Raw genomic sequence first — 26,548 nt, 5'->3', positions numbered from 1 at the left:
CTCAATCTGTAAACTGTACTTTCAACTGTCCGTACTTACCGAAATCAATTTCAAACTCGTCATCCGCTTCGAAAAATACTGCCGCTGTAATCGCACCCGCTAAAATGAACTGACCCGCTTTCAGTGAAATATCATATTCACTCAACATATTGGCAAGCCAGGCAATTGCTTTCACCGGGTTTCCCATTACCGCGTTGCTTACACCTTGATCGATCACTTCACCATTTTTCTTCACGACTATCGGAATGTTCGCGAGCTCCTCAAAAGGTGGTAAATCAGATGGTGTCCCGATAATTGCCCCTGCAGACGAACCGTTATCCGCAACCGTATCCTCAAATTTAAATTTCCAGTCCATAATGCGACTATCGATAATTTCAATTGCCGGTGCAATCGCTTTTGTTGCCTGTAGTACCTGTTCGACCGTTACATTCGGACCTTTTAAATCTTCCTTTAATAAAAAAGCAATCTCAAATTCTACTTTCGGTTGAATAAAATGCGATTTCGAAATTGTACTGTTATTTTCATATACCATTGTGCTCAAAATATGCCCAAAATCAGGCGTGTCTACATTGAACATCTTCTGCATGACTTCGCTCGTCAATCCAACTTTCATTCCTACCAGTTCAGCTTCCTTCAATTTCTCTTTAATTTGTAACAGCTGAATATGATAAGCGTCGTCAACTGAAATATCAGTTGACGACGTGAAAGGTTCAATTGGCTGTTTCGAACGTTCAGCAGTTAATAAGGCATTAGCAGCTTGTTGAATATCCAATTTGAATCCCCCTGTTATACAGTAATTGTTTCTAATGAACGGTATTTGCCCGCATAGAATAATAACGGCTCTTTCGTTTCATCCAGCTTAATATCCCGTACTTTGCCGATGAACAAAGTATGATCGCCTTCAACGTACTCCGATACTACGTCACAGCTGATTTGTGCAATGGCACCTTGTAAAACCGGTACACCTGCCAAACGCTCGAAAGTTACCTCTACGACTTCATCTTTCTTTTGACCGGCAAAAACCATTGAATAGTCTTGTTGATCCTCAGCTAAAATATTGACACCGAAAATGCCGCTCTCTTTAATTTTCGGCAGGCAGCGTGCTTTTTCACCGATTGAAATCACAACTAGCTTCGGCTCTAAAGAAACAGACATGAATGCATTTGCTGTCATACCATGCTCTTGTTTATCGTGCTCTGTTGTAATGACGGTAACACCTGTCGCAAACTTACCCATCGCATTTCTGAATAAACGGTCATCCATCATAATGTTGCCTCCTCTTTGCAGATTATATTTTCATTTCGTAAACTTTCCGCTTTACCGCAAAACTTTTTACGCTTTAATTGTCGGGTTATTTTCAGGGTTATTGTCCATTTGATCGCCCCAATAAGTGAAACCTAAGCTCATCTCATCCAAAGTCCAACGAATCGGCTCCCAATCCGGCTCGAAAATTAAATAGCCGTTTGTGAAGATTTCCAGACGTACGCCACTGCCAGGGTCGATCGCATAAATGTACATTGCCTGTGAAATACCGTGTTTTCCCGGTCCTTTAAACTCAATACCGTTTTCTTTTAAAATATCCGCTGCACGCAGTAGATCCTGAGCATTATCCAACCAGTATGAAATATGGTGTACTTCATGTGTAGAAGCGGAATGCGGATCAAAGCTGAATGCAATGTCGTGAACGAGCGGTGTTACACTTAACCATGCGCCTAAGTAGCTGCCGTCCGGTGCTTCCACATATTCACGCAGGTTAAATCCTAAGTGCTGAATCATAAAATCTGAAAATTCATTTGCCGGGATTGAGCTTAATAGATTCACATGGTCAATACGGCGAGGTGAAACGCCTCTATTCCATGATTTATGTGTCTGATTTTTTAATACGGAACGTGTTTCAGGTGCAGCCAATGTTTTTTCCATATCAAAGTAAATTTCAAATGTATGTTTACTAGGAAGCTGGAAGCGGAATGCTTTTCCTTGACCCTTTTCCGTGCCTTCCTCTACCCAGTTGATTTCGATTCCTTCTTTTTGGAGATTTTCAGCAAAAGCATCTACATCTTCCGGACGTTTTGTACGCCATGCAATATGATCAAGGCGAGACTCCTCGCCCGCGCGAAGTGTTAATGTATGGTGTTCAAAATCACCCCATGCACGTAAATAGTGAACACCGTCTGCTTCTTCTGTTTCTTCAAGACCAATTACTTCTTTAAAAAACCAAAGTGATTTTTCTAAATCTGTACTTACTAAACCAAAATGGCCAAGTTTTGAAATTTCCGGATTTGTCATAGTGCATTCCCCTTTTTGATTATTTATTTATCTATGCAAAATATGTGTTTGGCTCTAAATCCACCATTAAACGTCCATGTGTCTCAAGCAGGCTTGATGGTGTAATGAATGCGTGTAAATGCATCGTAATAAAGTCGCGGTAAAATGCCTGGAATACATTGTTATTATATGCAAATACCGAACCTGCTCCCGCCAGCATCAAATCATAGGCTTCCTTACATAATTGGTTGGCATAGCCGTACTGTGCTTTAATGCGAATGCTCACTTTTTGCGTGAATTCCTTGCCGCTCGTTGAGTAATCGTCCAAAATTTTGATCGCATTTTCGAATAACGACCTTGCGCACTCCAATTTCATATCGATTTCCGCAATCTGTAAATGTGTCAGCGGTGCATCCGACATTTTGTTGTAGAATGTATTGCCGATACCTGCTTTATTCACTCGTTCCATATGGACATCGAATCCGCCAAGAGCTGTGCCTAATACCGGGGCTGCAATCGATAACGTCAGTGACGGTACGAATGGTGTACGGTATAACGGATTGTCCTTTAATTCATCGATCATATAATGGCGCTGCTGCGCTAAACGGTCTAATGAAATGCGGTGATCCGGGACAAACACTTCCTTAATGACAATACTGTTACTGCCTGATCCTTTTAATCCGACTACATCCCAGTCATCCAAAACTGTTACATCTTCACGAGGCACGATTAAAATCGCCATTTCAATTCCGCCGTTGCCATCGTCAACCGGTGCGCCACAGTAGAACCAGTCAGCATACGGAGCACCCGATACGAAAGGCCACTGTGCATCTTTAATGAAGTAACCGCCGTCAACTTTTTCAATATCGATACGGATCGGTTTGAAGTTCCCGGCTAAAATCACATCATTATCACGGTTTGGTCCAAAAATCTCAGCCAGCGCTTTTTCGCCATATACATAGGAAATCATGTAATCGCGAATATTGCTTAATGCTGTGAACCACCCGGCAGACGGGTTTCCGCGGCTGATTTCAGTTACGACATCAAAGTAATTCTGCATACTTGTTTCATGTCCACCGAAGATTTTTGGTCGTAATACCTTCAATAATCCTTTTTCACGCATTTCCTGAATGATTTCATCTGGAATTTGGCTGTTTTTATCTATTTCCAATGTTGCTTCACGTAATTTAGGAATGAGCTGGCGCGCGTTCTCAACAAGCATTTCGCTTACAGACAATGTACTTACTACTGTTTCTCCCATGTTATAGCCCCCTTATATGATTAAGAATGTACTTCTTTTTTATCCTTTGTGAAAAAGTGCTTTGTCGCGTGTAAAAACTCTTCACGCTGCTCGATCATTGCCCAGTGACCGCATCTTTTTAAGATATGCAGCTTTGCATTCGGTAAGTGTTCCAGTGCATATAGGCTGCTTTGTAACGGTACGAAACGATCGTAGTAACCATGGATTAATAAAAATTCATTTTGCATACGCTCCAGTGCCGTTTGTGGAATTTGGAATTCGATCATTGTTGAACGTGTAAAGTTTTCACGGTAGGAACGCTGGATTTCCGGGCGTTGGAATGCTTCCCAACGTGCCTCGACCACTTGATCTACAAAATCCTGCATACGGTCCAGGTCATAAACGAACCAGCTCAGTAAGTTGCGCAAGTTTTCTTTTGTCGGGTCTAAATGGAAGTTTGCCAGTTTTGACAGCTCCGGTGTTGGCTGTGACAATGAGACACCCGCACCCATCAGCACAATTTTATTGAAGCGCTCTGGAGCAGCCATATTTAAATAAGTTGCTACTACGCCGCCTAGAGAGTTCCCGATCAGATTTGCTTTTTCAATGTTCAGCGCATCCATTAAATCGAGTACTTGCTTCACACGAACCGACATCCATTGCACACCGTTTTCCGGATATTCCTCCGGATGGTCCGTGTTGCCGAAACCGAATAGATCAAGGGCAACTACGTGGAAATCTTCCGCATAATCCTCGATGACAAATTGCCAGTTCGCTTTACCATTTGCTCCAGGGCCAGATCCATGGATTAAAATAACCGCATCTTTATTTCCGATTCCGCCCTCCATAATAAATGTTTCGTAATCGCCTGTTTTTACTTTGCGCTCTATAATTGTCATAATACTTCCTCCCTTAAATCGTGATTTTACTTCGGCTATATTTTGCTGCCTGTTCTCCTGCAATGCGGCCAAATACCGCACCGGAAGTTAAACCCGCACCACCCGGATAATTGTCGTAATATAAACCACCGACAATTTCACCCGCTGCATACAAACCATCTATTTTAGTGAAATCATTATGAATGACTTCCGCTTTTTTCGTGATTTTCAAACCGCCGTAAGTAAATGTAATACCGCACCCGATGGCATACGCTTCAAACGGACCTTCTTCTATCGGGTTTGCCCAGTTGGATTTCGGAACGTCAAGACCAGTTGTTGCTTTGCCGTCCAATATATTCGGATTGAATGCCGCATTACGGTTTACCGCAGCATTATAGGCATGAACTTCCTCCAGGAAACGATCCTTATTGATGCCGTCCATTTTTTCGGCTAATTGTTCCAGCGTAGGCGCGGACACTTTCGATACGTGGCGCCCTTCGTATTCTTCTCGCAGGTAAGGTTTTGTTTTTGCATCAAAAATTTGCCATGCACACTGCCCCGGCTGCTTTAATATTTCACGTCCAAGCTTGGCGTACGTATAGTTTCGAAAATCGGAACCTTCATCTATAAAGCGTTTGCCTTCATTATTGACGAGGATGCCGAACGGATAGCTTAATTTCTGGAAGCCTTCTTTATAATCCGGCAAGTAACGGTCGCCTCCAACCGCGTGCGCACCGGACCAGTTTCCTGTTGTTCGGGCTCCGAGCTGAATTGCCATTCGCAGGCCGTCCCCCACGTTATATTTACAACCGCGCGTATGAACCGTATCCCAGCCCGGGCCCAAATATTTCGTTCGCATTTCCACATTTGCATGGAAGCCGCCGCTTGCCAGCACGACCGCCTGGCAGTCAATTCGGCGTTCTTCACCAGCGTGACGGACGATAATCCCTTTTACTTTGCGCTGCTCCGTTACAAGATCAACAGCCGCCGTATTGTAATGGATTGTAATGCCTAAACGATTGGCTTCATTATGTAACGCATCAACTAAGCCTTTTCCGCCGCCGACTGCTTCAATGACCATGTTGCCCCAAAATTTGAATTTTCCGTCTATTTTGTATGCCTGACGTCCATAAATCGGAATGAACTTAATATTGTGATCGAGTAACCATTGCATCGTTTCAAAGCTCTTGTCGGTCATGACCGATGTTAAATCGTAATCTGTACGAAAGTTTGACATCGTGCATACGTCATCAAAAAACTGTTCGCTTGGATAGCTGCCGAAATCCGTCATCGCAAATTCCTCATCCGTCATATCCGGCAGCAATTGCCGAACCTCTTCGCCATTTTTAAAAGCAAAGCGAATCGATCCATGCGTATAGGTCGTATTGCCACCCTTTTCTTCTTCAGAGGAAATTTCCAGTACTGTTACTTTCGTGCCATGTTCTGCTGCCGAAATGGCCGCGCATAACGCGGCATTTCCGGCACCTACTACGACGATATCTGCCTGTTCATTTAACATTTATAAATCACTTCCACTTCATTTTGTAAGCGCTTTATTATCATCCGGCGGAAAAGCACTTTGATGAACTTAAATTTTACGGTTAAAGAATTGTTGGATTAAATAATTAAACTGTTCTTTTTTCTCGATTTGTGTCCAGTGACCGCATTGAGGGAATACATGCAATTGTGCATTCGGAATATGTTCTGCTAAATAATAGCTTGATTCGATTGAGCATACTTTATCGTTTTGACCATGGATTAATAAAATCTCGTGGTTGATGCGGTTCAATGCGATGACAGGAATCGGTACTGCCGCCGTTGCGAAAATAGAGTTATTTGAGCGTTTCACTTCTTCACGCATTGCATTGGCAAAACGTGCATCTGTTAAACCGTCAATAACTGGCTGCATCGCGTCTTTGTCGTAAACGAACCATCCCATAATTTGTTGTAGACGTTTTTTAGAAGGATTGTCATAGAATGATTTTGCACGAGCCAGCTCCAAGCTTAGCTTCGTATTAGGTGTACCGCCAGGACCCATTAATACAACCCGGTCAAAGCGTTCCGGATATTCAAGCAGCAATTCGAGTGCAATGGAACAGCCTAACGAATTCCCTACTACATGTGCTTTTTCGATTTCATAGTAATCTAGTAACTCAATTAATTGCTCCACCCAGCAATCCATCCACATTTGGCGATTTTTAAGCGGCTCATCCGGATGATCACTATCCGCAAAGCCGTATAGGTCAGGTGCTAAACAGTGAAAATCATTTCCGCAGTCATTCAATGCATAGTTCCAGTTGGCGATTGACGTTACACCTGGACCTGAACCGTGTAAAAATAAAATCGTTTCATTTGTCTTTGAACCCGCCTCATGAACAAACGATGTATATTTACCTGTTTTCACGTGACTCGATTTGATCGTCACTTCATTTGCTACTGTCATTTTCCATCCTCCTATACTTCCAATGCTGGTACTGCCTTCGTTTCTTTAATACCTGTTGCATCAATTGTCGGGACGATAAGCGGATTGCCTGTAATGCTGTCCCCCCAGTACGTGTTTCCAAATGTACGTTCTTCGGGACGCCATACAACTGTTTCCCAGTCCGGCTCGAAAATTAAATAACCGCCTGTAAACAGCTCCACTCTGCAACCGCTTCCAGGATCGATCACATATAAGTAAATTGCCTGTGAAATGCTATGTTTCCCAGGTCCAATAATTTGCAGCCCTTGCTCCTTGCAAATATCCGCAGCACGCAGTAGATCACCCGAGTTGTCCTGCCAGTAAGAAATGTGGTGGAATCGCGCTGTTGTTTCAAGATTTTCATGCGATACCAATGCCACATCATGTACTAATGGAGTGACACTCATCCACCCTGCTAAAATATCCCCTTCTTCTGTTTCAATGCACTCATTGATCCGGAAACCAAGTTCTTCCGTGAAGAATTTATAAGTGACACTAGAGTCCGCATCCGTATGAAGATTGACATGATCAAGACGTCGAGGAGAAGCACCTTTGTTGTATGATTTATACGTTTGATTTTTCAGGACAGAGAGGCGGCTTTCTTCCACAACCGGTTTTTCAATATCATAGTAAAGCTCCAGCCGATGTCCCGATGGTGCTGTAAAACGGATTGCTTCACCGATACCCGGTGTAGTCCAAGCAGTGATATGCTCGATTTCATATCCTTTGCCGCCTAATTGATCCGCAAATAAAGCCACATCCTCTTTGCGCTTTGTACGGAAACCGATGTGCGTTACCCGACCTGTTTCACCTGGCGAAATGGACAGTGTATGGTGTTGGAAGTCTCCCCACGCCCGTAAATAATACGTATCTCCAATCCGTTCTGTTAGCTCAAGGCCGATAACATCCTGGAAAAAATGCAATGATGCTTCCACATTCGAAGACTGTAACGCAACATACCCTAATTTTGCTATTGCTTGTTTCATTCATTTAGCCCCCTTACTTAAAAGTAACTGTACTTTAAATCACAACTATCAAACTACGAGAAATTTTTTTAGTTTTTATTGAAAATTCCGTAAATTTTTACTTAATATCGAATTTGATTTGGCTGTAAACCTGCTAATTGTCTGCCATAGTTTTCTCTCGTAATAACCGGAGACAAAGAGCGGTGGGAGTTTAATGTCAAGAAATCACGAAGGAGACGCTGCATCGGACTCGCATCATACACAAATCCGGAACCACTTGCTCTTAAAATTGCCTGAACTGCATCGTTCAGCATTTCATTTGCGTAGCCAATATCCGCCAAAGCTTTCAGGCGTAAATCTTTTGGCATAATCTCACCTTTTGCTGCCCACTCATCAATCGATTTTGCTAAATTCATAAAGTAAAGTTCAGCTGTTTCTACTTTTAGTTCGGCTGTTGCCAATAACTGATGTGTACTCGCTGCATCTTTGATCATTTTTACACCCATATGCTGGGCAGTACGGTACGGCAATGATTGTTTGAAATTATCGAGCATCTCTTTCACAACACCTAGACCAGGTAAGCCCAATGATAAAATTAAACACGGGAACAGTGCAGAGTTATATAACGGAATATCGCGTAAATGCGGTGACTGGAAATCTCCGTCCAGAATTTTCACAAATGAAGTAACCCGGTGTTCCGGTACGAAAACATTTTTCATTCTAACAGCGTTACTGCCCGTTCCTCGAAGGCCTAACGTATGCCAGTCATCTTCAATTTCCAGCACATCAAACGGTACTGTCATTAACAGCTGCTCTAAAATGTTATCGTTCTCATCTTTTGTATACATACCGAAGTAACCCCATGTCGCATGCAGTGAACCGGAGCAGAACATCCAGTGACCTTCCTCAACAAGGTAACCGCCTTCCACCTTCCGTACAGTACAGGATCTTGGTTCATATACACCCGCAAATAATACATCCTCCGGGTTGTCAGAGAAAATTTCCAGATGGGCTTTTTCACTGAATGATTCCGCCACCATAATGTCGCGAATCGCACAAAGAGAGGCAATCCATCCAGTTGAAGCACATGCTTTCGATAGTTCAATAATGACCTGGCTGTAAGTTTCGACATTTGTCTGTAAACCACCGTATCGTTCGGGACGTAAAATATACATTAAGCCAGAATCTTTCAATTCCTGCATCGTCGCTTCTGGTATTCTTCTAATCTCCTCTGTTTCCTTTACACGTTTACGAACATTCGCTGCAATCTCCTGCATTTTATTCATAACTTCAATTTGTCTTTCTGTAAGCGCTGTCGTCATCATTTCAACTCCTTTTATTTGTTAAATCCAATATTACGGTTTTAATTTTCGAATAATATGGTGAATATCTATGGAATTTACAATCAAATATAAGTAAAAATTAACGAATCTTGACTGAACAGCAAACGTCAAATCATATAAAAATTCCTATTTCCAAAGATTTTTTTGACCTTTTTGTCTCATCTCCACGGCAGCATTTATTCGGATAACAAACCAATGCTTTTTCTATGGATAGCTGCTTTTCTAATAATAATTGCCACAGGGTCTATTATAAAATCCAGGAATTACAGACAAAATTCAAGCACTTTTCAAATAGTATTGACGAGTCGAAAATAGTAATTTTATTACTAATATTTAACAAATATTGAAAAGTATCTTCTCATTTCTATGTAAAGTATGGTATGTTTCCTTTTAAAACAGATAATATTCCGAATATTCAGGAGGTTGAAAATGACTGGCTCATCTTATGTAGATAAAGCGTTGTACACTACTACTAATACATTTGGAATTTTAAGGAAAGAGTTAATCGAGAGCTTAGGCCTTGAATACGCAAAATTTTTCTTGCAGCGTTACGGTTGGAATATCGGTATTACTCACGCTAAAGAAGTCGATTATTTACCACTTACATTAACCGAAAAACTAAACAGTGCTGTTGGGTATCATCTTTCTTCCGGACAAATTACGGATCTCCTTTCAGAAAGAGTTTTACAGTTAAACCCGGATGATACGGTAAAATATATGTACGCTAAAGGAATTTGGGTTAATTCATATGAAGTTGAGGAACATTTGAAACATTTCGGGCAAAGCGATTCCTGCATTTGTCATACATTGGCCGGTTATTCAAGCGGCTTTACCTCTTATTTGACGAAAAAGGAAGTATATATTGTGGAAATGACTTGCCGCGCCAAAGGAGACGAGCACTGTGCATTTGAAATGCGCATGCTGGAGCAATGGGATTCGGAAACTCAATCCGACTTAAAAAAAATTAGTCAGACGCGTATGATTGATGACTTGAATAAAACATATATGGAGCTTTTCGAGGAGAAGAAACATACAGAAAAAGTATCGACTTTCCATAACAACTTAACATTGGGTATTTCACAAGGTATGCATATCGACCAGATTTTGGAGACGATTTACAATACGCTGAATATACCTGCCATCGTACAGGATTTAAGCTTCAATACACACCACTCGATCGGGATGACACAGGAGCAGCTGGATTTTATTAAAGACGACTTTATTCAGCAAATGCCCCAGACAAAATCCGGAAAAATTTTAATTCAGCCAATCGACCCTATGCAGCCAAGTCAGGTAGATTGCCCGAACCATACCCGGTTAATTAGCCCGATTATTGTACAGAAGCAAATTATCGGTTATATATCCTTCATATATTTTTCGAAGAATACGAATTTTAAAGAAGAAATGCATTATTTACAACGCTCGGCCGTATCCATCTCCCTTTGTTATTTAAATGAAAAATCGAGTCTGGAAGCGACCGAAAATATTAAAGCTTACTTTTTTGAACAGTTACTGCAGCAGCAGTACACTTCAAAGAAAAGTATGATCAGCCGCAGCTACCTCCTACAAATTGATTTAAATGAAGATTTTTATATCGGCAGTCTTGGTGTCACTAAAAAAGGAATACCCGTTCATGAAGCTTCCACTATTTCAAAAATTGTTCAGTCCGTCATCGTCTATTTGGAAATGCATCAAACATCGATTTTCATTACAGAATTCCAGGATGAAATTGTATTTTTGTTTCCTAAAAAGGATGATAACGATGATATTTTCCAAAATATATTGAAGCATTTGCAGCGCAAATTCAGAAATTATGATTTCCGTATCGGACTAAGCCGCGTCATTAACGATATTGATGACATTGTGGAAGCGCACCGGCAGGCGATTTCTTCTTTGAATATCAATAAGCGTGACACGATCGTATATTTTGAGAATACGAATATACTTGGTTCGTTAATTAATCACCAAAACAGCGAAATAATTGTGAAATTGGCCCAACGTGAGCTGGAACCTATTTTGTCGTTAAAACCAAATAAAAGAGATGAATTTCTGAAGACTTTATACACATTTTTAAATCATAACGGAAACCTTAATCTGACAATGGTTGACTTGAATTTGTCGATGAGCGGGCTTGTTTACCGGATTCAGAAAATCGAAGAACTGCTTAATCGGAACCTGCGCAGTTCTAAAAACCTGTTTGAATTAATCCTTTTAATCGAATCATTGATAGTTTTAGGTGAAATTGAAATAGAATAACCGAATTTCAAGTACAGAACAACGGAATTTCCGTAGTTTTGTACTTTTTTTATTTGTGGTTACTTTTGATTATAAAAAATGCACTGTGACAAAGAATTTCAGGACGGTATTTAACAATTTTTGTTTAATTAAAAATAACTTTTCCGTAAATTATTATCGTTACTATGAAAGGGCTTACATGATAATATCTGAATATTCAATCGATTGAGGGGGGTATTTTGCACAACATGCCAGGTCTTTAAGTTTCATACAAAATAAAAATTAGGGGGTATTTAATGTTTCCAACATCCAAAAGAGGTTTTCTGAAATTTCTAATTGTCCTGATTGCCTTCCAGGACGTAGCTGCTGGTGTAGCCGGGTCGATTATGGCAGACCTTATTGTAGCCTTCCCGGAATTTAGCCCTACTACTGTTATGTTAATCGCGACAATGCCAGGTTTGCTTCAAATTTTCCCTTCCCTTTTCTATGGTAAGCTAGCTAATAAATTTTCAAAACGCGCATTATTAATGACCGGTTTAATTTTATTCTTAATCGGTGGTATTATGCCATTCTTCTTAAGCAATCTATTCGCAATTATTGTTTTCCGCGGTATTTTAGGCCTTGGTGTTGGTATTACATTACCTTTATCCATTGATATTATTACTGGTTTCTTTGATGGCCGTGAACGTGATTTCCTGATTGGGTTCGGTACATCGACAATCGCATGTGTTGGGGCAATCTTCTTCCAAGTAGTCGGCGGTATGCTGGCAGACGCTTACGGTTGGAACTATGGATTCCTAGTGTACTTATTCCCTATTTGGATTTTAGCCATTACATTCCTGTTCTTACCGGAACCGGAAAAACAAGAAGTGCCCAATGCTTCCATTAAAGATGTACTTTTTAAAGCACCAAAAACAGTTTATGGCTTCACATTCGGGCAAATTATTTTCTCTGCCTTCATTTATGGCTATGTAACAAATATCTCAATCATTATTCAGACGGAAGGTTTAGGAAATGCGACGGAAGCCGGTCTGGCGATTTCCCTCTTTACAACAGGTACGTTAATAACGGGCTTCATCTTCGGTAAATTGCGTTCGATGATACCAAACCTGATCGTACCATTTGGTGTACTGTTAACAGCTACCGGGATTTTATGGTGTTCTGCAGTAGGCAGCTTAACGATGATCTTTGTAGCGAGTGTACTCGGCGGCATGGGTTTAGGCATCGTACTTCCTGGCGTATTAGCACGGGTTTCTGAGCTATCAAACTTGGCAAAAGGAATTTCCTATGTTGGAATCGCTGCTGCCGGTCAAGGTTTAGGCGGTATTGTAAGCCCTTATATGTTTGCCACTCTTCTTGGTGTTTTTGGCTTGGACGGGGGACGCTCTACTCTACTAATCTCTTCAATTGGTTTATTTGTTTTAGCAATTGTCTGGGGAATTATTATAACAAGAAAATCGCCGCTATCCATTAATGATAGTGAAGGTCAGACAGAAGTTGCTTAACATGAAAAGGCTGTTCGCTATGGATTTCCCCATAGTTGAACAGCCTCTTTTTTTATTATTTCATTAATTTTTATTGTTTTCTTTTTGGAAATCCATTAATTAACAACTAACTATTTCTTACTTGTTCAATTAAAATTATATTAGTTTTACTATTTTAGGAGGGGTGTAATGGGAATTAAATTAGTACGTTTTCAGCAAGGTGAATTGGTTCAATGGGGTGTATTAGAGGATGAACTATACATTATCAACGGTTCTTACCGAACATTACGGGATATTTTAACAACGGGTATGGGGGATGTTATTACTGCAAAAAAAACTGGTCAGATTGTTAATCAATCCGACATTACCATTCTTTCGCCTGTTACAGATGATGCAAATATTTACTGCCAAGGTACTAACTACGGTGCACACCGTGTTGAAGCCGGTTTTTCACAGCAAAAGCCGCCCTATAACCTGCTATTTACCAAGGCACCAAGCACGTTAACTTCCGCAACAGCAAATATCGTATGCCCTGCACATGTTCGATTACTCGACTATGAAATTGAATTAGGCATTATTATGAAGCAGGATGTAACGGAAGCGGTTGAAGTGACGGAGCATAATTTAAAAGATTATATAGCAGGGTTGGTCATTACGAATGACGTTTCGGCACGGGATGTACAAATCGTTGAACAGCAATGGTTTAAAGGTAAAAGCTATCGCGGCTTCTGCCCTACTGGACCGTATATTTACTTGTTGGAAGACGGCGAAATTGATTATTTGGAACAGTTGGAGCTCCATTTATCCGTAAATAGCGAGACACGTCAGCGAGTGAAAACAGATCAGCTATTGTTTAAACCGACCGAAACTTTAACAGAAATGTCGAGTATTTTTGATTTAAAAACCGGTGACCTTATTTTAACAGGGACTCCTGCTGGTGTGGGTCTACGTCTGAACGCTGAAATTTTAGGCATTATTTATGATAATTCCATCTCATATGAGGAAAAAGTAGAGGCTTTCTACAATTCCCAAAAAGAGAACGGCTATTTGCAGCCGGGTGATGTCATGCGCCTGGAAATTAAGAGTGAAGATGGTGTCATTGATTTAGGTGTACAGGAAAATAAAATTGTACAGTCAGTCGCCGTAAAATAAAGAGGTATTTGAATGACTTTTTCATTCAAATACCCCTAGGTTTCTGTAACAGTTAAAATGGAAACAGCAACGGGACTGCAATCATCATGACGATAAACATAATAACCTGCAGCGGAACACCGACTTTAACGAAATCCATAAATTTATAGCCCCCGGCTGTTAATACAAGAGAATTTGTCGGAGAGGCAATCGGTGTCGCAAACGCCATACTCGCAGCAGTTGCTACCCCTATCATAAATGTATACGGGTTTGCATCCATAGCAAGTGCTGCAGTGATGGCAATCGGCGAAAACAGGACCGCTGTTGCCGTATTACTAACAAATTGCCCGAAAACAACTGTCAGTAAGTAAATCCCCATCAATACACCGTATGGACCGAAATCACCGAGAACATTGATGATGCCTTCTGCGAGAATCGTCATTCCCCCTGTTTTCTCAAGCGCTGTCGCCATCGGAAGCATCGCCGCTACGAGGACAATACTTTCGAAGTTTATTTTACTGTAAGCATCATCCATATTACGCAGACAGCCCGTTATAATCATAAGCACAGCCCCGATCAATACAGCAATGACGGCATCAAATACTTCAAAAACCATAAGCCCGATCATCAGCAGCATAATAATACCGGCAATCGGCGCCTTTCCGTTTGCGGCAATTGCCCCTGCCAACTCGCGTGGCTGTCCCACTACAACCACATCTTGTGTTTCGCGGGACAACAGCTCGATTTCATCCCATGTTCCCTGTACTAAAATCGCATCCCCGAAACGCAGCTTCTGATCGGCCATGTTCTTCAATAAGTATTCGCCTTTACGGTTGATTCCTAAAATGTTCAGATTATATTTTTCACGGAATCCGATTTTACTGACCGTTTCCTTAATAAGACGTGATTGCGGTGTTAATAAAACTTCGGCAACACCGATTTTTTTCGTAACGAGCTCTTTATCATGGTTTTCAAACGGCTGAACGGTCAATGCAAAATCATGGGCAAAACGTGCTACATCATCGGCCAAACCTTGAACATACAACTCATCACCGACGTGAATTACACTTGTCGGACCCGCCAGCTCCTGATACGTCATCGGTCTTAAATTACGCCCTTCCTGAACAGCACCATGTTTTATCTTCATAATATAAATATGATAGGTTGCCGGAAGCTTTAAATCAGCAAGTTTTTGTTCTGAAATTGTCGAATGCTCGGTAACGACAACGCGGAACAGTTTATCATGCAAATCATATTCCTTGGCAATTTTCTTCGGAGAAAGCTTATACCCCGCACTTGACTGCGAACGGTTTTCCTCATTCGGCAACAGCACATTGCGCACCAGTACCAAATAAATAATAACGGTAACTGTTGCGATAATTCCAATTGGAGTTATCGTGAAAAATCCAAGTTTTTCGAAACCATGATCAACAAGTGTTTGCGAAGCGATCAAGTTTGTCGGTGATGCAATTAGCGTCATCAGCCCTGACATGCTCGCAATGTACGAAAGCGGCATTAGAAACTTTGACGGACTTACTTTAATGCTGATTGCTATCGAGACGACAATAGGCAGCATTAACGCAACCGTACCTGTATTGCTCATAAAAGCCCCTACAACCGCGACAATGACAAGCAGTAAAACAAAGAGACGGAGCTCACTATCCCCCGACCATTTCAGTAGAAGGTTTCCTGCCATACCGGCAAGTCCCGTCCTTAAAATTCCTGCCCCTACTACAAAAAGCCCTGCTATCATAATGACTACAGAATTCGAAAATCCTGCCAGCGCTTCAGCAGGTGTTAAAATATTTAATATTACAAACGATAATAAGGCCATTACTGCAACAAGATCTGCCCGCAATCGATTTGTCGTAAATAAAATAATCGTAACTGCCAAAATAATAAAAGTTAATGTAAGTTGCATAACAATGTCCCTTCGTATGGTAGTCGCCTCTATTATATAGGAAATAATAGAAGAACTCTCTGTATTTGTCGATTAATAAATAAAACGCTATTATTAGTCAAAAATGCGGAGCAATGGTTACCTTTTCCAGCTAGAAAAAGGTATAATTTACTAGAAAAGAATATTGTTAGAATATTCTTTACTGTCTATTTTTAATAACCACTTCTTTAATATAAAGATTCCTTAAAAAGAATTATTATAATCTAGTAGAAATTATGATTTAGATTTGTTATATTATTTATGAAGAGTTTTTCAAAAAATTTTAGGAGGAACTACATATGACAAACGAACGTTTAACAACTATTACTGGTGCTCCGGTAGTATCAAACGACGATGCACAAACAGCTGGTCGTCGTGGTCCGATTTTATTACAAGATGTATTTCTAATTGAGAAATTAGCAAACTTTAACCGTGAAGTAATTCCTGAGCGTCGTATGCACGCAAAAGGTTCAGGTGCATTTGGTACATTTACTGTAACTCATGACATCACAAAATATTCAAAAGCAAAAATCTTCTCTGAAGTTGGGAAGAAAACAGAAATGTTCGCACGTTTCTCAACTGTAGCAGGTGAGCGCGGTGCGGCTGATGCAGAGCGTGACATTCGCGGTTTCGCATTAAAATTCTATACTGAAGAAGGTAACTGGGATATGGTTGGTAACAACACACCTGTATTCTTCTTCCGTGATCCATTACACTTCCCGGATTTAAACCACGTTGTTAAGCGTGATCCAAAAACAAACATGCACAACGGTAACTCGAACTGGGATTTCTGGACTTCATTACCTGAAGCATTACACCAAGTAACAATCGTAATGTCTGACCGTGGTATTCCAAACGGCTACCGCAAAATGCACGGATTCGGTTCTCATACTTACTCAATGATCAACGAAGCCGGCGAACGCGTATACGTGAAATTCCATTTCCGTTCTCAACAAGGTATCGAAAACTTAACAGGTGCAGAAGCTGCTGAAATTATCGGAAAAGACCGTGAATCTTCACAACGTGACCTATTCGAGTCAATCGAAAAAGGCGATTTCCCGAAATGGAAAATGTACATCCAAGTGATGACTGAGGAGCAAGCTCGTAACTCTAAAGACAACCCGTTCGACTTAACAAAAGTTTGGTACAAGTCTGAGTACCCGCTAATTGAAGTTGGGGAATTCGAATTAAACCGCAACCCTGAAAACTACTTCGCTGATGTTGAGCAAGCTGCATTCGCTCCATCAAACGTTGTACCTGGTATTTCATTCTCACCAGACCGTATGTTACAAGCGCGTTTATTCGCTTACCAAGATGCAACTCGTTACCGTTTAGGCGTTAACCACCACCAAATTCCTGTAAACACACCAAAATGCCCATTCATGGTATATCACCGTGATGGTCAAGGCCGTGCTGACGGAAACCGTGGTGCAGCTATTACTTACTATCCAAATAGCTATGGTGCATTACAAGGTCAAACACAATATAAAGATCCTGCATTAGCTCTTGATGGTCCAGCTGACATCTACGACTTCCGTGAAGATGACAACAACTACTTCGAGCAACCAGGTAAATTATTCCGTCTTCAAACACCAGAACAGCAACAACGTTTATTCGAAACAACTGCTGCTGAAATGGACGGTGTTGAAGAATTCATCAAACGTCGTCACATTTTACACTGCTACTTAGCTGATCCAGCATATGGTGAAGGTGTAGCGAAGGCAATGGGTCTTTCATTAGATGGTATGGACCTTTCAAATCCATACGCTAGTACAGTAAGTATGTACTAAGATGTACTTTATGAATTTAGCTTCTTGCTCAAATTGTTAAATTCACTAGCTTTTCATTAATTTAGTGTTTACTAGATTACGTAAACGTTATTGATATCCAACTATAATCGCTTACAACCGCAAGTATCTGAGGGGATACTTGCGGTTTTTATATGTAAAAAGGCTGCAGCAAAAGTTTATTCTACTTTTGCTGCAGCCTTTTTCTATACAAATAAAATTGTCGATAAATAAATAACAAACGTCACTGTTAAACAGCTGATAATCGTAGAAAACAGTACTGTCTGGGCTGCTGTAGCCGATTCAATATCATACTCGAGCGCCAAGCTGGAACTGTTTCTTGATGTCGGGAATGCACTTGCGATAAATAGCGACTGTGCGACTACCCCGTCCAGGCCCAGCGCAAAAATAATTAGAAGTGCTGTAGCCGGGCCGACTATTAATCGTGTAAAGCAGCTGACAAAAATTGTTTTATTGAACATCGAGCGCATTTCGATTGTAGAAAGCTGTGCCCCCAATGTAATAAGGGCAACCGCCACAAATCCGTCTGCAATATGCTCAAGCGGAATACTGAATGTTTCCGGAATCGGGACGTGAAAGTAATTCAATGCAGCGCCAATAATGAGCGCATGAACGATCGGCATTTTCAGAAAGTCCCGTACAATCGCTATTCCTGATTTTGTTGATGAGATTAAATTATACAAGCCATATGTATACGTCGTCATATTTTGAAAAATAACAAGAATAACTTGAATCGCTACCCCGATCGGCTGGGTCGCAAAAATCATTTGTGCAACCGGGATCCCGTAGTTACCGGAGTTTATAAGGACAACACTGTTTTTAAAAACTGCCGCTTCCTTTTTATCAAGTTTCAACAACTTTGTGAGCAGCTGACTTAACAGCATTTGCGCACCGATAAACAGAATAATGAAAATCGTAATTTGGCCGAGGACACTCATTTCAATGGAGGTTTCATAAATATTGATAAACACCGCTGCCGGCATGAAACAGTATGTAATGAGATGCGATAATGCCTTAAGATTAAACTGAAACTTGCGCTGTAAAAAGGCACCTATAATAAGCAAAACTAAAATCGGTGCAACAATTTTGAAGAAAATCATCGATAAATAGACCATGCGAAAACTCCTTTTGTGCATGTGTGCTGTAGTTGTTAATTATAGCGCATTTGTAAAGGAATTGTCAGAGGATCCGACAGTTTTTTCCGTTTCAGCATAGCGATTTTTCTCTTAAAAACCTATGATTTCCGGATAGAAATCATAGGTTTAAAAGTTTATAGATAGTCGATTGCTACTAATGCATCGTAAATAAGTTTGGCAAACTCGCCGCGCAATAAAGTTTTCTCAGGATTAAATGAACCTTCCCCATCAACAACCCCAAACAGCTCTAAAATTGCAATGCTTTGACGTGCTTCCAATGTCAGGTTTGCTATATCGGGATAGCTGAAGTTTAATTCATTATATACTTTCGCCAAATCCTGATCTAAATAGCGGTACATGTTGGCAATAATGATGGCGGCTTCTTGCTTTGTCACTGTGGCATTAGGTGCAAAACGGCTCGATGTGGCTCCGCTCATGATACCTGCTTCCAATAAACCTTGAACCAGTTTTAACTGCTGCGCATTAGCTATATCCAAATATTTTGATTTAGTGTCACTTGATAGATCAAGTGCCGATGCAATCATCACCGCTGCATCGAGCTTGCTTACTTGTTTATAGCTTTGAACTAGTCGGTTTTTCGGATTAAATAGAATGTCTCGCTTTGTCAGTTCCCGAATTGCATGTCCCTGGTCATTATTTGGAATATCCGTATAAATAACGCGGCTGTTCGCCGCTTTAAATGAACCACTTGTCGCTGTGCGGATAATGAATTTTAAGCCATCCACTTTAAATGACGCCGGCGAAGTGCCTGTTGATGTAACACGCTGAATTACTTGTGAAGTATTCGCCTTTAATTTAGAAACCGGAATATGAACTTCTACTGTACTTTCAAATGTTTTTGCATGAGTTCCTTCTGTAAATTGAATGTGCAGCTGATTATTCGTCACATTTACAGACACGCCAACAGTAGCTGCAGAGCCCTGAATTTCCGACGTAGGAATAACGATTTCAATATCCCCTGCTTTTAGAAGCATATTCCGGTCTGCAAGATTTTTCACCTGAGAAGCGGTAATCTTAGTTGTATAGCGTCCATTTTGGTAAGTCATCGTTTCATATTGTGACCAGTTTGCCGTTTTTGGAATCGCTGGTCCCACTGTAATTGCGGAATCATCCGGAATGTAAAGCGGGTCGTATGTCGGCTTTTCAATGACTATCCCGCCTGGCTTTATTTCATGAATATAATCGGGATAATACATGTACACAAGCATAATATATTGCGGATTTCTCCACATAGTTTCAAGACGGACAAGCTTTTCCAACACTGTTACATATCTTTTCGCTTCAGACGATAAATTATTGTAAAGCGAACGGGCTCTCGCAATTTCCTGTATCGTCGAGCTGTGGCTAATATCGTTCATGTAAATATCAAATGCGTTGGCATCAAGCTTAGCCTGCTTCACTACCGTATTTTGATAAATAATATAATTCTCACCGTCAATTAAAGTATTGAGGTTTGTTACAAATGATTTTGCAAGGTCACTTAGTGTATTGTACGCAAGCCGAATACTTTTGATTTGAGTTTCGGTGTACTTCGTTTTATCGATTCGTTTAATGCGATCCATTACTACTTTCGCTTCTTTTTCAGCTTGCACCTTTTGCACAGCTAAACGGCTCTCGAAGTATTCCAGGTTTGGCACTACTTGTTTCGGAATTAGCTTTTTCGCCTCGCTATTCAATGCATCATAGGCTTTTCGGGCTGCACTAATCTCAGAAGCCGTTGCCTCGTCATTGAAAGTTTGAATCATTTCGATGACCTCTTCTGCAGCGATCTGATTGGCGATTTCCGCTTCTTTTTTCGTCAAATCTTCCAAAAGCACTTCCACTTTGCCGTAGTTGCTAATTTGTTGGCGCAACCCTTGCGAAAGATTGTTATAAGCTTCCTTCACTTTTTCCAGTTCTGATTTAGTCGACCTTGGATTTAAACCTTCTATCGCTTTGTTAATATCTACAGGTGTTGCGAGAGAATCCCCCAACGTTTCGGTTTGCTCCGCCTTTGCTTCCCCCACCATACCAATACTTACTGGGATTGCGACCAAAGCAGCCAGCAGTAACTTTGATTTATTCATATGTATCACTACCTATTCTCTTTTTATAAAGCGTACTTATTATATCGGTTCATATCCCAAATTTTAGAATATTAATTGAGCCATGTTAATGAAAACTTGCCCCACTCTCTCCAAATTTGATAATAAATATTTAAAATGATCTTTGAAGCTTATTGATAGTACTTTATATGAGTTGGAAATGCTGATCCATAAAAAAAACAGCTACCTCCCCCGGGCAGCTGTTTCATTTGTTTTCAATCAATTTTGTCACCGTAAAATACCACTCACCGCCCCGTAACTCACGTATAATCAAACCGCGCTGTTCTGCAAGGAGCGTTAATCCGATAATGTCAGAGATTAAAAATGTAAAATACTTCGCAAAGCGGACACCATAGATTACTTCTCCTAATTGTTTCGCAGTATGATGTCCTTCACTAATTTTGGATACAACCTTTTGCAGCTTGTATTCTATTTTACTTAAGCTTTTCTCCATCACATCATTCAAGTTTTCATAAATCTCTTTATGTCCTGCAAACACGGTGCGTACATTGTGAGTTTTCATTTTATCAATTGAGTCTATATATTGGCTGATCGGGTTCGTTATATTTCCTGAATCGTCATGGTCAATTAAAGCATTTGTCATACCCGTGGCCAACAAAAAGTCCCCCGCAAATAACCAGCCTGTTTCCGCATCAAACAAACAGATCGAATCCGGTGAATGCCCTGGAGCCGCAACTACATGTAATCCACCGATTTCCTGTCCGTCTTCCAGTTGCAGAATTGGCGGATAGATCATTACATTTTCTTTATTGTGAAATGTATGCTCCATTTTTGCCATTCGTTCACGGGCAAATTCCAGTACGCCGTATTGCTCATACAACCTATAGTAAAAATTAAGCTTCTGCATTAAATAATCATCTTCACATTTCAGACGGGGAATGGCGATTTTACTGGCATAGACTGGAACCGGATATTCATTCGTAACTTGATTTACTACCCCGATATGATCATTATGAAAGTGCGTTAAAATAATACGGGTAATTTGGTTAATTTCAATTTTATATTCCTTCAATTTCTGATAGAAGAATTGCTCAAATTCACCACCTTCAATACCCGCATCTATTAAGGTATAGTCTTCTCCATTTTGGTAGACATAACAGTTTATACTCCCCAATCCACTATAATCAGAAGGAAAAATAATCGGGTAAACTGCTTTATTACCTGTTTTTATTGCATTCACTTTTCCACCTGCTCCCACTGTTTATATGCAGAAAGGGCATGCCTCGAAATTGATTCCAGACAGCCCTTCTATTGTATCTTAATAATACCTTACTGTTCATTCTTCAAACAGTGGAGATTTACATTATTACAAAACAAAAAAGACATTGCAAATTTTGCAATGTCTTTTCATTCAAGTGTATATGACCCGTACGGGATTCGAACCCGTGTTACCGCCGTGAAAGGGCGGTGTCTTAACCACTTGACCAACGGGCCAATGGCTCCGAAGGCAGGACTCGAACCTGCGACCTGCCGGTTAACAGCCGGATGCTCTACCAACTGAGCTACTTCGGAATAATACTATGGTGGGCCTAAATGGACTCGAACCATCGACCTCACGCTTATCAGGCGTGCGCTCTAACCAGCTGAGCTATAGGCCCATAGTATGGTGGGTTTGGACGGAATCGAACCGCCGACACTTAGAGCTTCAATCTAATGCTCTACCAACTGAGCTACAAACCCATAAAAAAAATGGCGGTCCCGACCGGGATCGAACCGGCGATCTCCTGCGTGACAGGCAGGCATGTTAACCGCTACACCACGGGACCAACATCTGAAGTAAAAATATTAAAAATGGAGGAGGTAGAGGGATTCGAACCCCCGCGCGGTGTTACCCGCCTGTCGGTTTTCAAGACCGATCCCTTCAGCCAGACTTGGGTATACCTCCAAAGGGAATAAAATATAAATGGTGGAGCCTAGCGGGATCGAACCGCTGACCTCCTGCGTGCAAGGCAGGCGCTCTCCCAGCTGAGCTAAGGCCCCATAAAATGGTCGGAATGACAGGATTCGAACCTACGACCCCTTGGTCCCAAACCAAGTGCTCTACCAAGCTGAGCTACATTCCGAATATGTCAGTAAAAAATATATTATGGCGCGCCCGGCAGGAGTCGAACCCACAACCTTCTGATCCGTAGTCAGACGCTCTATCCAATTGAGCTACGGGCGCGCATTATTAGAGATAAGAATTATAAAATGGTGCCGAGGGCCGGAATCGAACCGGCACGGTGATCACTCACCGCAGGATTTTAAGTCCTGTGCGTCTGCCAGTTCCGCCACCCCGGCATTTTGGAGCGGAAGACGAGGTTCGAACTCGCGACCCCCACCTTGGCAAGGTGGTGTTCTACCACTGAACTACTTCCGCAAAATGCTTAAGATCTTTTATATCTGACAGTATGTATAATTTTATAAAACTGGTGAGCCATGAAGGACTCGAACCTTCGACCCTCTGATTAAAAGTCAGATGCTCTACCAACTGAGCTAATGGCTCTCTAAATGGTGCCGGCGAAAGGAGTCGAACCCTCGACCTACTGATTACAAGTCAGTTGCTCTACCAACTGAGCTACACCGGCACTTAGAAATGGTGGAGGATGACGGGCTCGAACCGCCGACCCCCTGCTTGTAAGGCAGGTGCTCTCCCAGCTGAGCTAATCCTCCAATATTCTAGCGAAGCGACGTCCTACTCTCACAGGGGGAAGCCCCCAACTACCATCGGCGCTAAAGAGCTTAACTTCCGTGTTCGGTATGGGAACGGGTGTGACCTCTTTGCCATCATCACTTCACTATAGTGGGCTTTAAAAAGCCTATGTAAAAGAATTTTCATTCTTTCAAAACTGGATAAACGGTTCATTGAATTTGTGCAATAAAATGTGGTTAAGTCCTCGACCGATTAGTATTCGTCAGCTGCATGCGTCGCCGCACTTCCACCTCGAACCTATCTACCTGATCGTCTTTCAGGGGTCTTACTTACTTGCGTAATGGGAAATCTCATCTTGAGGGGGGCTTCATGCTTAGATGCTTTCAGCACTTATCCCGTCCATACATAGCTACCCAGCGATGCCTTTGGCAAGACAACTGGTACACCAGCGGTATGTCCATCCCGGTCCTCTCGTACTAAGGACAGCTCCTCTCAAATTTCCTACGCCCACGACGGATAGGGACCGAACTGTCTCACGACGTTCTGAACCCAGCTCGCGTACCGCTTTAATGGGCGAACAGCCCAACCCTTGGGACCGACTACAGCCCCAGGATGCGATGAGCCGACATCGAGGTGCCAAACCTCCCCGTCGATGTGGACTCTTGGGGGAGATAAGCCTGTTATCCCCGGGGTAGCTTTTATCCGTTGAGCGATGGCCCTTCCATGCGGAACCACCGGATCACTAAGCCCGTCTTTCGACCCTGCTCGACTTGTAGGTCTCGCAGTCAAGCTCCCTTATGCCTTTACACTCTACGAATGATTTCCAACCATTCTGAGGGAACCTTTGGGCGCCTCCGTTACTCTTTAGGAGGCGACCGCCCCAGTCAAACTGTCCGCCTGACACTGTCTCCTACCCCGCTAAGGGGCATGGGTTAGAAGTTCAATACAACCAGGGTAGTATCCCACCGACGCCTCCTTCGAAGCTGGCGCTCCGAGATCTCTGGCTCCTACCTATCCTGTACAAGTTGTACCAAAATTCAATATCAGGCTACAGTAAAGCTCCACGGGGTCTTTCCGTCCTGTCGCGGGTAACCTGCATCTTCACAGGTACTATAATTTCACCGAGTCTCTCGTTGAGACAGTGCCCAGATCGTTACGCCTTTCGTGCGGGTCGGAACTTACCCGACAAGGAATTTCGCTACCTTAGGACCGTTATAGTTACGGCCGCCGTTTACTGGGGCTTCAATTCACAGCTTCGCTTGCGCTAACCGCTCCTCTTAACCTTCCAGCACCGGGCAGGCGTCAGCCCCTATACGTCACCTTACGGTTTTGCAGAGACCTGTGTTTTTGCTAAACAGTCGCCTGGGCCTATTCACTGCGGCTTCTCTAGGCTATGCACCCAAAGAAGCACCCCTTCTCCCGAAGTTACGGGGTCATTTTGCCGAGTTCCTTAACGAGAGTTCTCTCGCACACCTTAGGATTCTCTCCTCGACTACCTGTGTCGGTTTGCGGTACGGGCACCTCTCACCTCGATAGAGGCTTTTCTTGGCAGTGTGAAATCAGGAACTTCGCTCATACGAGCTCGTCATCACAGCTCAACGTTATAGTATGCGGATTTGCCTACATACACGCCTTACTGCTTGAACACGCGCAACCAACGGCGTGCTTACCCTATCCTACTGCGTCCCCCCATTTCTCAAACGGTGAGGAGGTGGTACAGGAATATCAACCTGTTGTCCATCGCCTACGCCTATCGGCCTCGGCTTAGGTCCCGACTAACCCTGAGCGGACGAGCCTTCCTCAGGAAACCTTAGTCATACGGTGCATGGGATTCTCACCCATGTTTCGCTACTCATACCGGCATTCTCACTTCTAACCGCTCCACCAGTCCTTCCGGTCTGACTTCAACGCTGTTAGAACGCTCTCCTACCACGCATACTCAAAGTATGCATCCACAGCTTCGGTGAATCGTTTAGCCCCGATACATTTTCGGCGCAGCGTCACTCGACCAGTGAGCTATTACGCACTCTTTAAATGATGGCTGCTTCTAAGCCAACATCCTGGTTGTCTAAGCAACGCCACATCCTTTTCCACTTAACGATTACTTGGGGACCTTAGCTGGTGGTCTGGGCTGTTTCCCTCTTGACTACGGATCTTATCACTCGCAGTCTGACTCCCGTGTATAAATATCCGGCATTCGGAGTTTGTCTGAATTCGGTAAAGCGAGATGCCCCCCTAGTCCAAACAGTGCTCTACCTCCGGTATTCTCAATCACGAGGCTAGCCCTAAAGCTATTTCGGAGAGAACCAGCTATCTCCAGGTTCGATTGGAATTTCTCCGCTACCCACACCTCATCCCCGCACTTTTCAACGTGCGTGGGTTCGGGCCTCCAGTGAGTGTTACCTCACCTTCACCCTGGACATGGGTAGATCACCTGGTTTCGGGTCTACGACCACGTACTAATTCGCCCTATTCAGACTCGCTTTCGCTGCGGCTCCGTCTTCTCAACTTAACCTCGCACGTAATCGTAACTCGCCGGTTCATTCTACAAAAGGCACGCTATCACCCATTAACGGGCTCTAACTACTTGTAGGCACACGGTTTCAGGATCTATTTCACTCCCCTTCCGGGGTGCTTTTCACCTTTCCCTCACGGTACTGGTTCACTATCGGTCACTAGGTAGTATTTAGCCTTGGGAGATGGTCCTCCCGGATTCCGACGGAATTTCACGTGTTCCGCCGTACTCAGGATCCACTCTGGAGGGAATGAACTTTTGACTACAGGGCTTTTACCTCGTTTCGCGGACCTTTCCAAGTCGCTTCGTCTAGTTCATTCTTTTGTAACTCCGTATAGAGTGTCCTACAACCCCAAAGAGCAAGCTCTTTGGTTTGGGCTCTTCCCGTTT

At 42.3% G+C, this 26,548-nt stretch carries 17 protein-coding genes, 14 tRNA genes and 2 rRNA genes (1 of these 33 running past the window's edge); 4 read left to right on the top strand and 29 right to left on the bottom strand.

Going from position 1 to position 26,548, the window contains the following annotated elements; translation table 11 throughout:
- Window position 1: 1 nt before the first annotated feature.
- The 9 genes from MKX73_RS08195 to MKX73_RS08155 all read right to left on the bottom strand — a co-directional run bounded on the left by MKX73_RS08195 (window position 2) and on the right by MKX73_RS08155 (window position 9,134).
- Window positions 2-772, bottom strand: coding sequence for a 2-keto-4-pentenoate hydratase (locus MKX73_RS08195; protein ID WP_340717007.1), 771 nt, complete (start codon window positions 770-772; stop codon window positions 2-4).
- Between the two features lie 14 nt (window positions 773-786).
- A complete protein-coding gene (locus tag MKX73_RS08190) occupies window positions 787-1,263 on the bottom strand; it encodes a flavin reductase family protein (RefSeq protein WP_340718868.1) in 477 nt (158 codons plus the stop codon).
- Between the two features lie 69 nt (window positions 1,264-1,332).
- Window positions 1,333-2,286, bottom strand: a complete 954-nt coding sequence (locus MKX73_RS08185; RefSeq protein ID WP_251690479.1) for a VOC family protein — start codon at window positions 2,284-2,286, stop codon at window positions 1,333-1,335.
- A 31-nt stretch (window positions 2,287-2,317) separates the two neighbouring features.
- Window positions 2,318-3,526, bottom strand: a complete 1,209-nt coding sequence (locus tag MKX73_RS08180; protein WP_340717006.1) for an acyl-CoA dehydrogenase family protein — start codon at window positions 3,524-3,526, stop codon at window positions 2,318-2,320.
- Between the two features lie 20 nt (window positions 3,527-3,546).
- Complete coding sequence (locus MKX73_RS08175) at window positions 3,547-4,404, bottom strand: alpha/beta fold hydrolase (protein WP_340717005.1); 858 nt, start codon at window positions 4,402-4,404, stop codon at window positions 3,547-3,549.
- 13 nt (window positions 4,405-4,417) lie between these two features.
- Window positions 4,418-5,902: an FAD-dependent tricarballylate dehydrogenase TcuA gene (gene tcuA / locus MKX73_RS08170; protein ID WP_340717004.1), complete on the bottom strand. Its 1,485-nt coding sequence runs from the start codon at window positions 5,900-5,902 to the stop codon at window positions 4,418-4,420.
- Window positions 5,903-5,971: 69 nt separating this feature from the next.
- Window positions 5,972-6,826, bottom strand: coding sequence for an alpha/beta fold hydrolase (locus MKX73_RS08165; RefSeq protein WP_340717003.1), 855 nt, complete (start codon window positions 6,824-6,826; stop codon window positions 5,972-5,974).
- 11 nt (window positions 6,827-6,837) lie between these two features.
- Window positions 6,838-7,830, bottom strand: coding sequence for a VOC family protein (locus tag MKX73_RS08160; protein ID WP_340717002.1), 993 nt, complete (start codon window positions 7,828-7,830; stop codon window positions 6,838-6,840).
- 101 nt (window positions 7,831-7,931) lie between these two features.
- Window positions 7,932-9,134, bottom strand: coding sequence for an acyl-CoA dehydrogenase family protein (locus tag MKX73_RS08155; protein WP_340717001.1), 1,203 nt, complete (start codon window positions 9,132-9,134; stop codon window positions 7,932-7,934).
- 447 nt (window positions 9,135-9,581) lie between these two features.
- Between MKX73_RS08155 and MKX73_RS08150 the strand changes: the two genes are divergently transcribed.
- The 3 genes from MKX73_RS08150 (at window position 9,582) to MKX73_RS08140 (ending at window position 14,023) form a co-directional block, all read left to right on the top strand.
- The gene (locus tag MKX73_RS08150) at window positions 9,582-11,408 is read left to right on the top strand and encodes a V4R domain-containing protein (RefSeq protein ID WP_340717000.1); all 1,827 of its coding nucleotides are present in this window, start codon (window positions 9,582-9,584) and stop codon (window positions 11,406-11,408) included.
- 275 nt (window positions 11,409-11,683) lie between these two features.
- A complete protein-coding gene (locus MKX73_RS08145) occupies window positions 11,684-12,892 on the top strand; it encodes an MFS transporter (RefSeq protein WP_340716999.1) in 1,209 nt (402 codons plus the stop codon).
- A 168-nt stretch (window positions 12,893-13,060) separates the two neighbouring features.
- Window positions 13,061-14,023 (top strand): fumarylacetoacetate hydrolase family protein, encoded by a 963-nt coding sequence (locus MKX73_RS08140; RefSeq protein ID WP_340716998.1) that lies wholly within the window; start codon window positions 13,061-13,063, stop codon window positions 14,021-14,023.
- A gap of 52 nt (window positions 14,024-14,075) precedes the next feature.
- Here MKX73_RS08140 and MKX73_RS08135 read toward each other — a convergent pair whose 3' ends face one another.
- Window positions 14,076-15,923 (bottom strand): SLC13 family permease, encoded by a 1,848-nt coding sequence (locus MKX73_RS08135; protein WP_340716997.1) that lies wholly within the window; start codon window positions 15,921-15,923, stop codon window positions 14,076-14,078.
- Window positions 15,924-16,240: 317 nt separating this feature from the next.
- Here MKX73_RS08135 and MKX73_RS08130 point away from each other — a divergent pair, with 317 nt between their 5' ends.
- Window positions 16,241-17,731 carry a catalase gene (locus tag MKX73_RS08130; RefSeq protein ID WP_340716996.1) on the top strand — a complete coding sequence of 497 codons (1,491 nt, stop codon included), beginning with the start codon at window positions 16,241-16,243 and terminating at the stop codon, window positions 17,729-17,731.
- Between the two features lie 203 nt (window positions 17,732-17,934).
- On the opposite strand, the gene MKX73_RS08125 is transcribed toward MKX73_RS08130, so the two are convergent.
- The 19 genes from MKX73_RS08125 to MKX73_RS08035 form a co-directional block, all read right to left on the bottom strand.
- Window positions 17,935-18,864: an AEC family transporter gene (locus MKX73_RS08125; protein WP_340716995.1), complete on the bottom strand. Its 930-nt coding sequence runs from the start codon at window positions 18,862-18,864 to the stop codon at window positions 17,935-17,937.
- A 155-nt stretch (window positions 18,865-19,019) separates the two neighbouring features.
- Window positions 19,020-20,972, bottom strand: a complete 1,953-nt coding sequence (locus MKX73_RS08120) for an S-layer homology domain-containing protein (RefSeq protein ID WP_340716994.1) — start codon at window positions 20,970-20,972, stop codon at window positions 19,020-19,022.
- 223 nt (window positions 20,973-21,195) lie between these two features.
- Window positions 21,196-22,191: an MBL fold metallo-hydrolase gene (locus MKX73_RS08115; protein WP_340716993.1), complete on the bottom strand. Its 996-nt coding sequence runs from the start codon at window positions 22,189-22,191 to the stop codon at window positions 21,196-21,198.
- Between the two features lie 182 nt (window positions 22,192-22,373).
- Window positions 22,374-22,445, bottom strand: a tRNA-Glu gene (locus MKX73_RS08110).
- Between the two features lie 2 nt (window positions 22,446-22,447).
- A tRNA-Asn gene (locus tag MKX73_RS08105) sits at window positions 22,448-22,523 on the bottom strand.
- A 9-nt stretch (window positions 22,524-22,532) separates the two neighbouring features.
- Window positions 22,533-22,609, bottom strand: a tRNA-Ile gene (locus tag MKX73_RS08100).
- A 6-nt stretch (window positions 22,610-22,615) separates the two neighbouring features.
- Window positions 22,616-22,691 (bottom strand) — tRNA-Phe (locus MKX73_RS08095).
- Window positions 22,692-22,701: 10 nt separating this feature from the next.
- A tRNA-Asp gene (locus tag MKX73_RS08090) sits at window positions 22,702-22,777 on the bottom strand.
- 26 nt (window positions 22,778-22,803) lie between these two features.
- Window positions 22,804-22,896 (bottom strand) — tRNA-Ser (locus MKX73_RS08085).
- 19 nt (window positions 22,897-22,915) lie between these two features.
- A tRNA-Ala gene (locus tag MKX73_RS08080) sits at window positions 22,916-22,991 on the bottom strand.
- Window positions 22,992-22,997: 6 nt separating this feature from the next.
- Window positions 22,998-23,074 (bottom strand) — tRNA-Pro (locus MKX73_RS08075).
- Between the two features lie 24 nt (window positions 23,075-23,098).
- Window positions 23,099-23,175: transfer RNA gene (locus MKX73_RS08070), tRNA-Arg, on the bottom strand.
- A gap of 27 nt (window positions 23,176-23,202) precedes the next feature.
- Window positions 23,203-23,291, bottom strand: a tRNA-Leu gene (locus tag MKX73_RS08065).
- Between the two features lie 4 nt (window positions 23,292-23,295).
- Window positions 23,296-23,370: transfer RNA gene (locus tag MKX73_RS08060), tRNA-Gly, on the bottom strand.
- 50 nt (window positions 23,371-23,420) lie between these two features.
- Window positions 23,421-23,496, bottom strand: a tRNA-Lys gene (locus MKX73_RS08055).
- A gap of 6 nt (window positions 23,497-23,502) precedes the next feature.
- A tRNA-Thr gene (locus MKX73_RS08050) sits at window positions 23,503-23,578 on the bottom strand.
- Between the two features lie 9 nt (window positions 23,579-23,587).
- Window positions 23,588-23,663, bottom strand: a tRNA-Val gene (locus MKX73_RS08045).
- Between the two features lie 9 nt (window positions 23,664-23,672).
- Window positions 23,673-23,788, bottom strand: a 5S ribosomal RNA gene (gene rrf, locus MKX73_RS08040).
- A gap of 87 nt (window positions 23,789-23,875) precedes the next feature.
- Window positions 23,876-26,548: ribosomal RNA gene (locus MKX73_RS08035) — 23S ribosomal RNA — on the bottom strand; it runs 256 nt beyond the window's last position.

The sequence above is a fragment of the Solibacillus sp. FSL W7-1436 genome, assembly GCF_038007305.1.
Taxonomy (GTDB): domain Bacteria; phylum Bacillota; class Bacilli; order Bacillales_A; family Planococcaceae; genus Solibacillus.
Note: the sequence above shows the minus strand (reverse complement) of the source record. Positions and strands in the feature narration are given on the sequence as shown.

Coding starts and splice junctions, on each gene's coding strand:
- MKX73_RS08135 (WP_340716997.1), bottom strand. CDS start 15,923: ATGCAACTTACATTAACTTTTATTATTTTGGCAGTTACGATTATTTTA.
- MKX73_RS08175 (WP_340717005.1), bottom strand. CDS start 4,404: ATGACAATTATAGAGCGCAAAGTAAAAACAGGCGATTACGAAACATTT.
- MKX73_RS08185 (WP_251690479.1), bottom strand. CDS start 2,286: ATGACAAATCCGGAAATTTCAAAACTTGGCCATTTTGGTTTAGTAAGT.
- MKX73_RS08120 (WP_340716994.1), bottom strand. CDS start 20,972: ATGAATAAATCAAAGTTACTGCTGGCTGCTTTGGTCGCAATCCCAGTA.
- MKX73_RS08145 (WP_340716999.1), top strand. CDS start 11,684: ATGTTTCCAACATCCAAAAGAGGTTTTCTGAAATTTCTAATTGTCCTG.
- MKX73_RS08140 (WP_340716998.1), top strand. CDS start 13,061: ATGGGAATTAAATTAGTACGTTTTCAGCAAGGTGAATTGGTTCAATGG.
- MKX73_RS08155 (WP_340717001.1), bottom strand. CDS start 9,134: ATGATGACGACAGCGCTTACAGAAAGACAAATTGAAGTTATGAATAAA.
- MKX73_RS08190 (WP_340718868.1), bottom strand. CDS start 1,263: ATGGATGACCGTTTATTCAGAAATGCGATGGGTAAGTTTGCGACAGGT.
- MKX73_RS08160 (WP_340717002.1), bottom strand. CDS start 7,830: ATGAAACAAGCAATAGCAAAATTAGGGTATGTTGCGTTACAGTCTTCG.
- MKX73_RS08150 (WP_340717000.1), top strand. CDS start 9,582: ATGACTGGCTCATCTTATGTAGATAAAGCGTTGTACACTACTACTAAT.
- MKX73_RS08125 (WP_340716995.1), bottom strand. CDS start 18,864: ATGGTCTATTTATCGATGATTTTCTTCAAAATTGTTGCACCGATTTTA.
- MKX73_RS08130 (WP_340716996.1), top strand. CDS start 16,241: ATGACAAACGAACGTTTAACAACTATTACTGGTGCTCCGGTAGTATCA.
- MKX73_RS08165 (WP_340717003.1), bottom strand. CDS start 6,826: ATGACAGTAGCAAATGAAGTGACGATCAAATCGAGTCACGTGAAAACA.
- tcuA (WP_340717004.1), bottom strand. CDS start 5,902: ATGTTAAATGAACAGGCAGATATCGTCGTAGTAGGTGCCGGAAATGCC.
- MKX73_RS08180 (WP_340717006.1), bottom strand. CDS start 3,526: ATGGGAGAAACAGTAGTAAGTACATTGTCTGTAAGCGAAATGCTTGTT.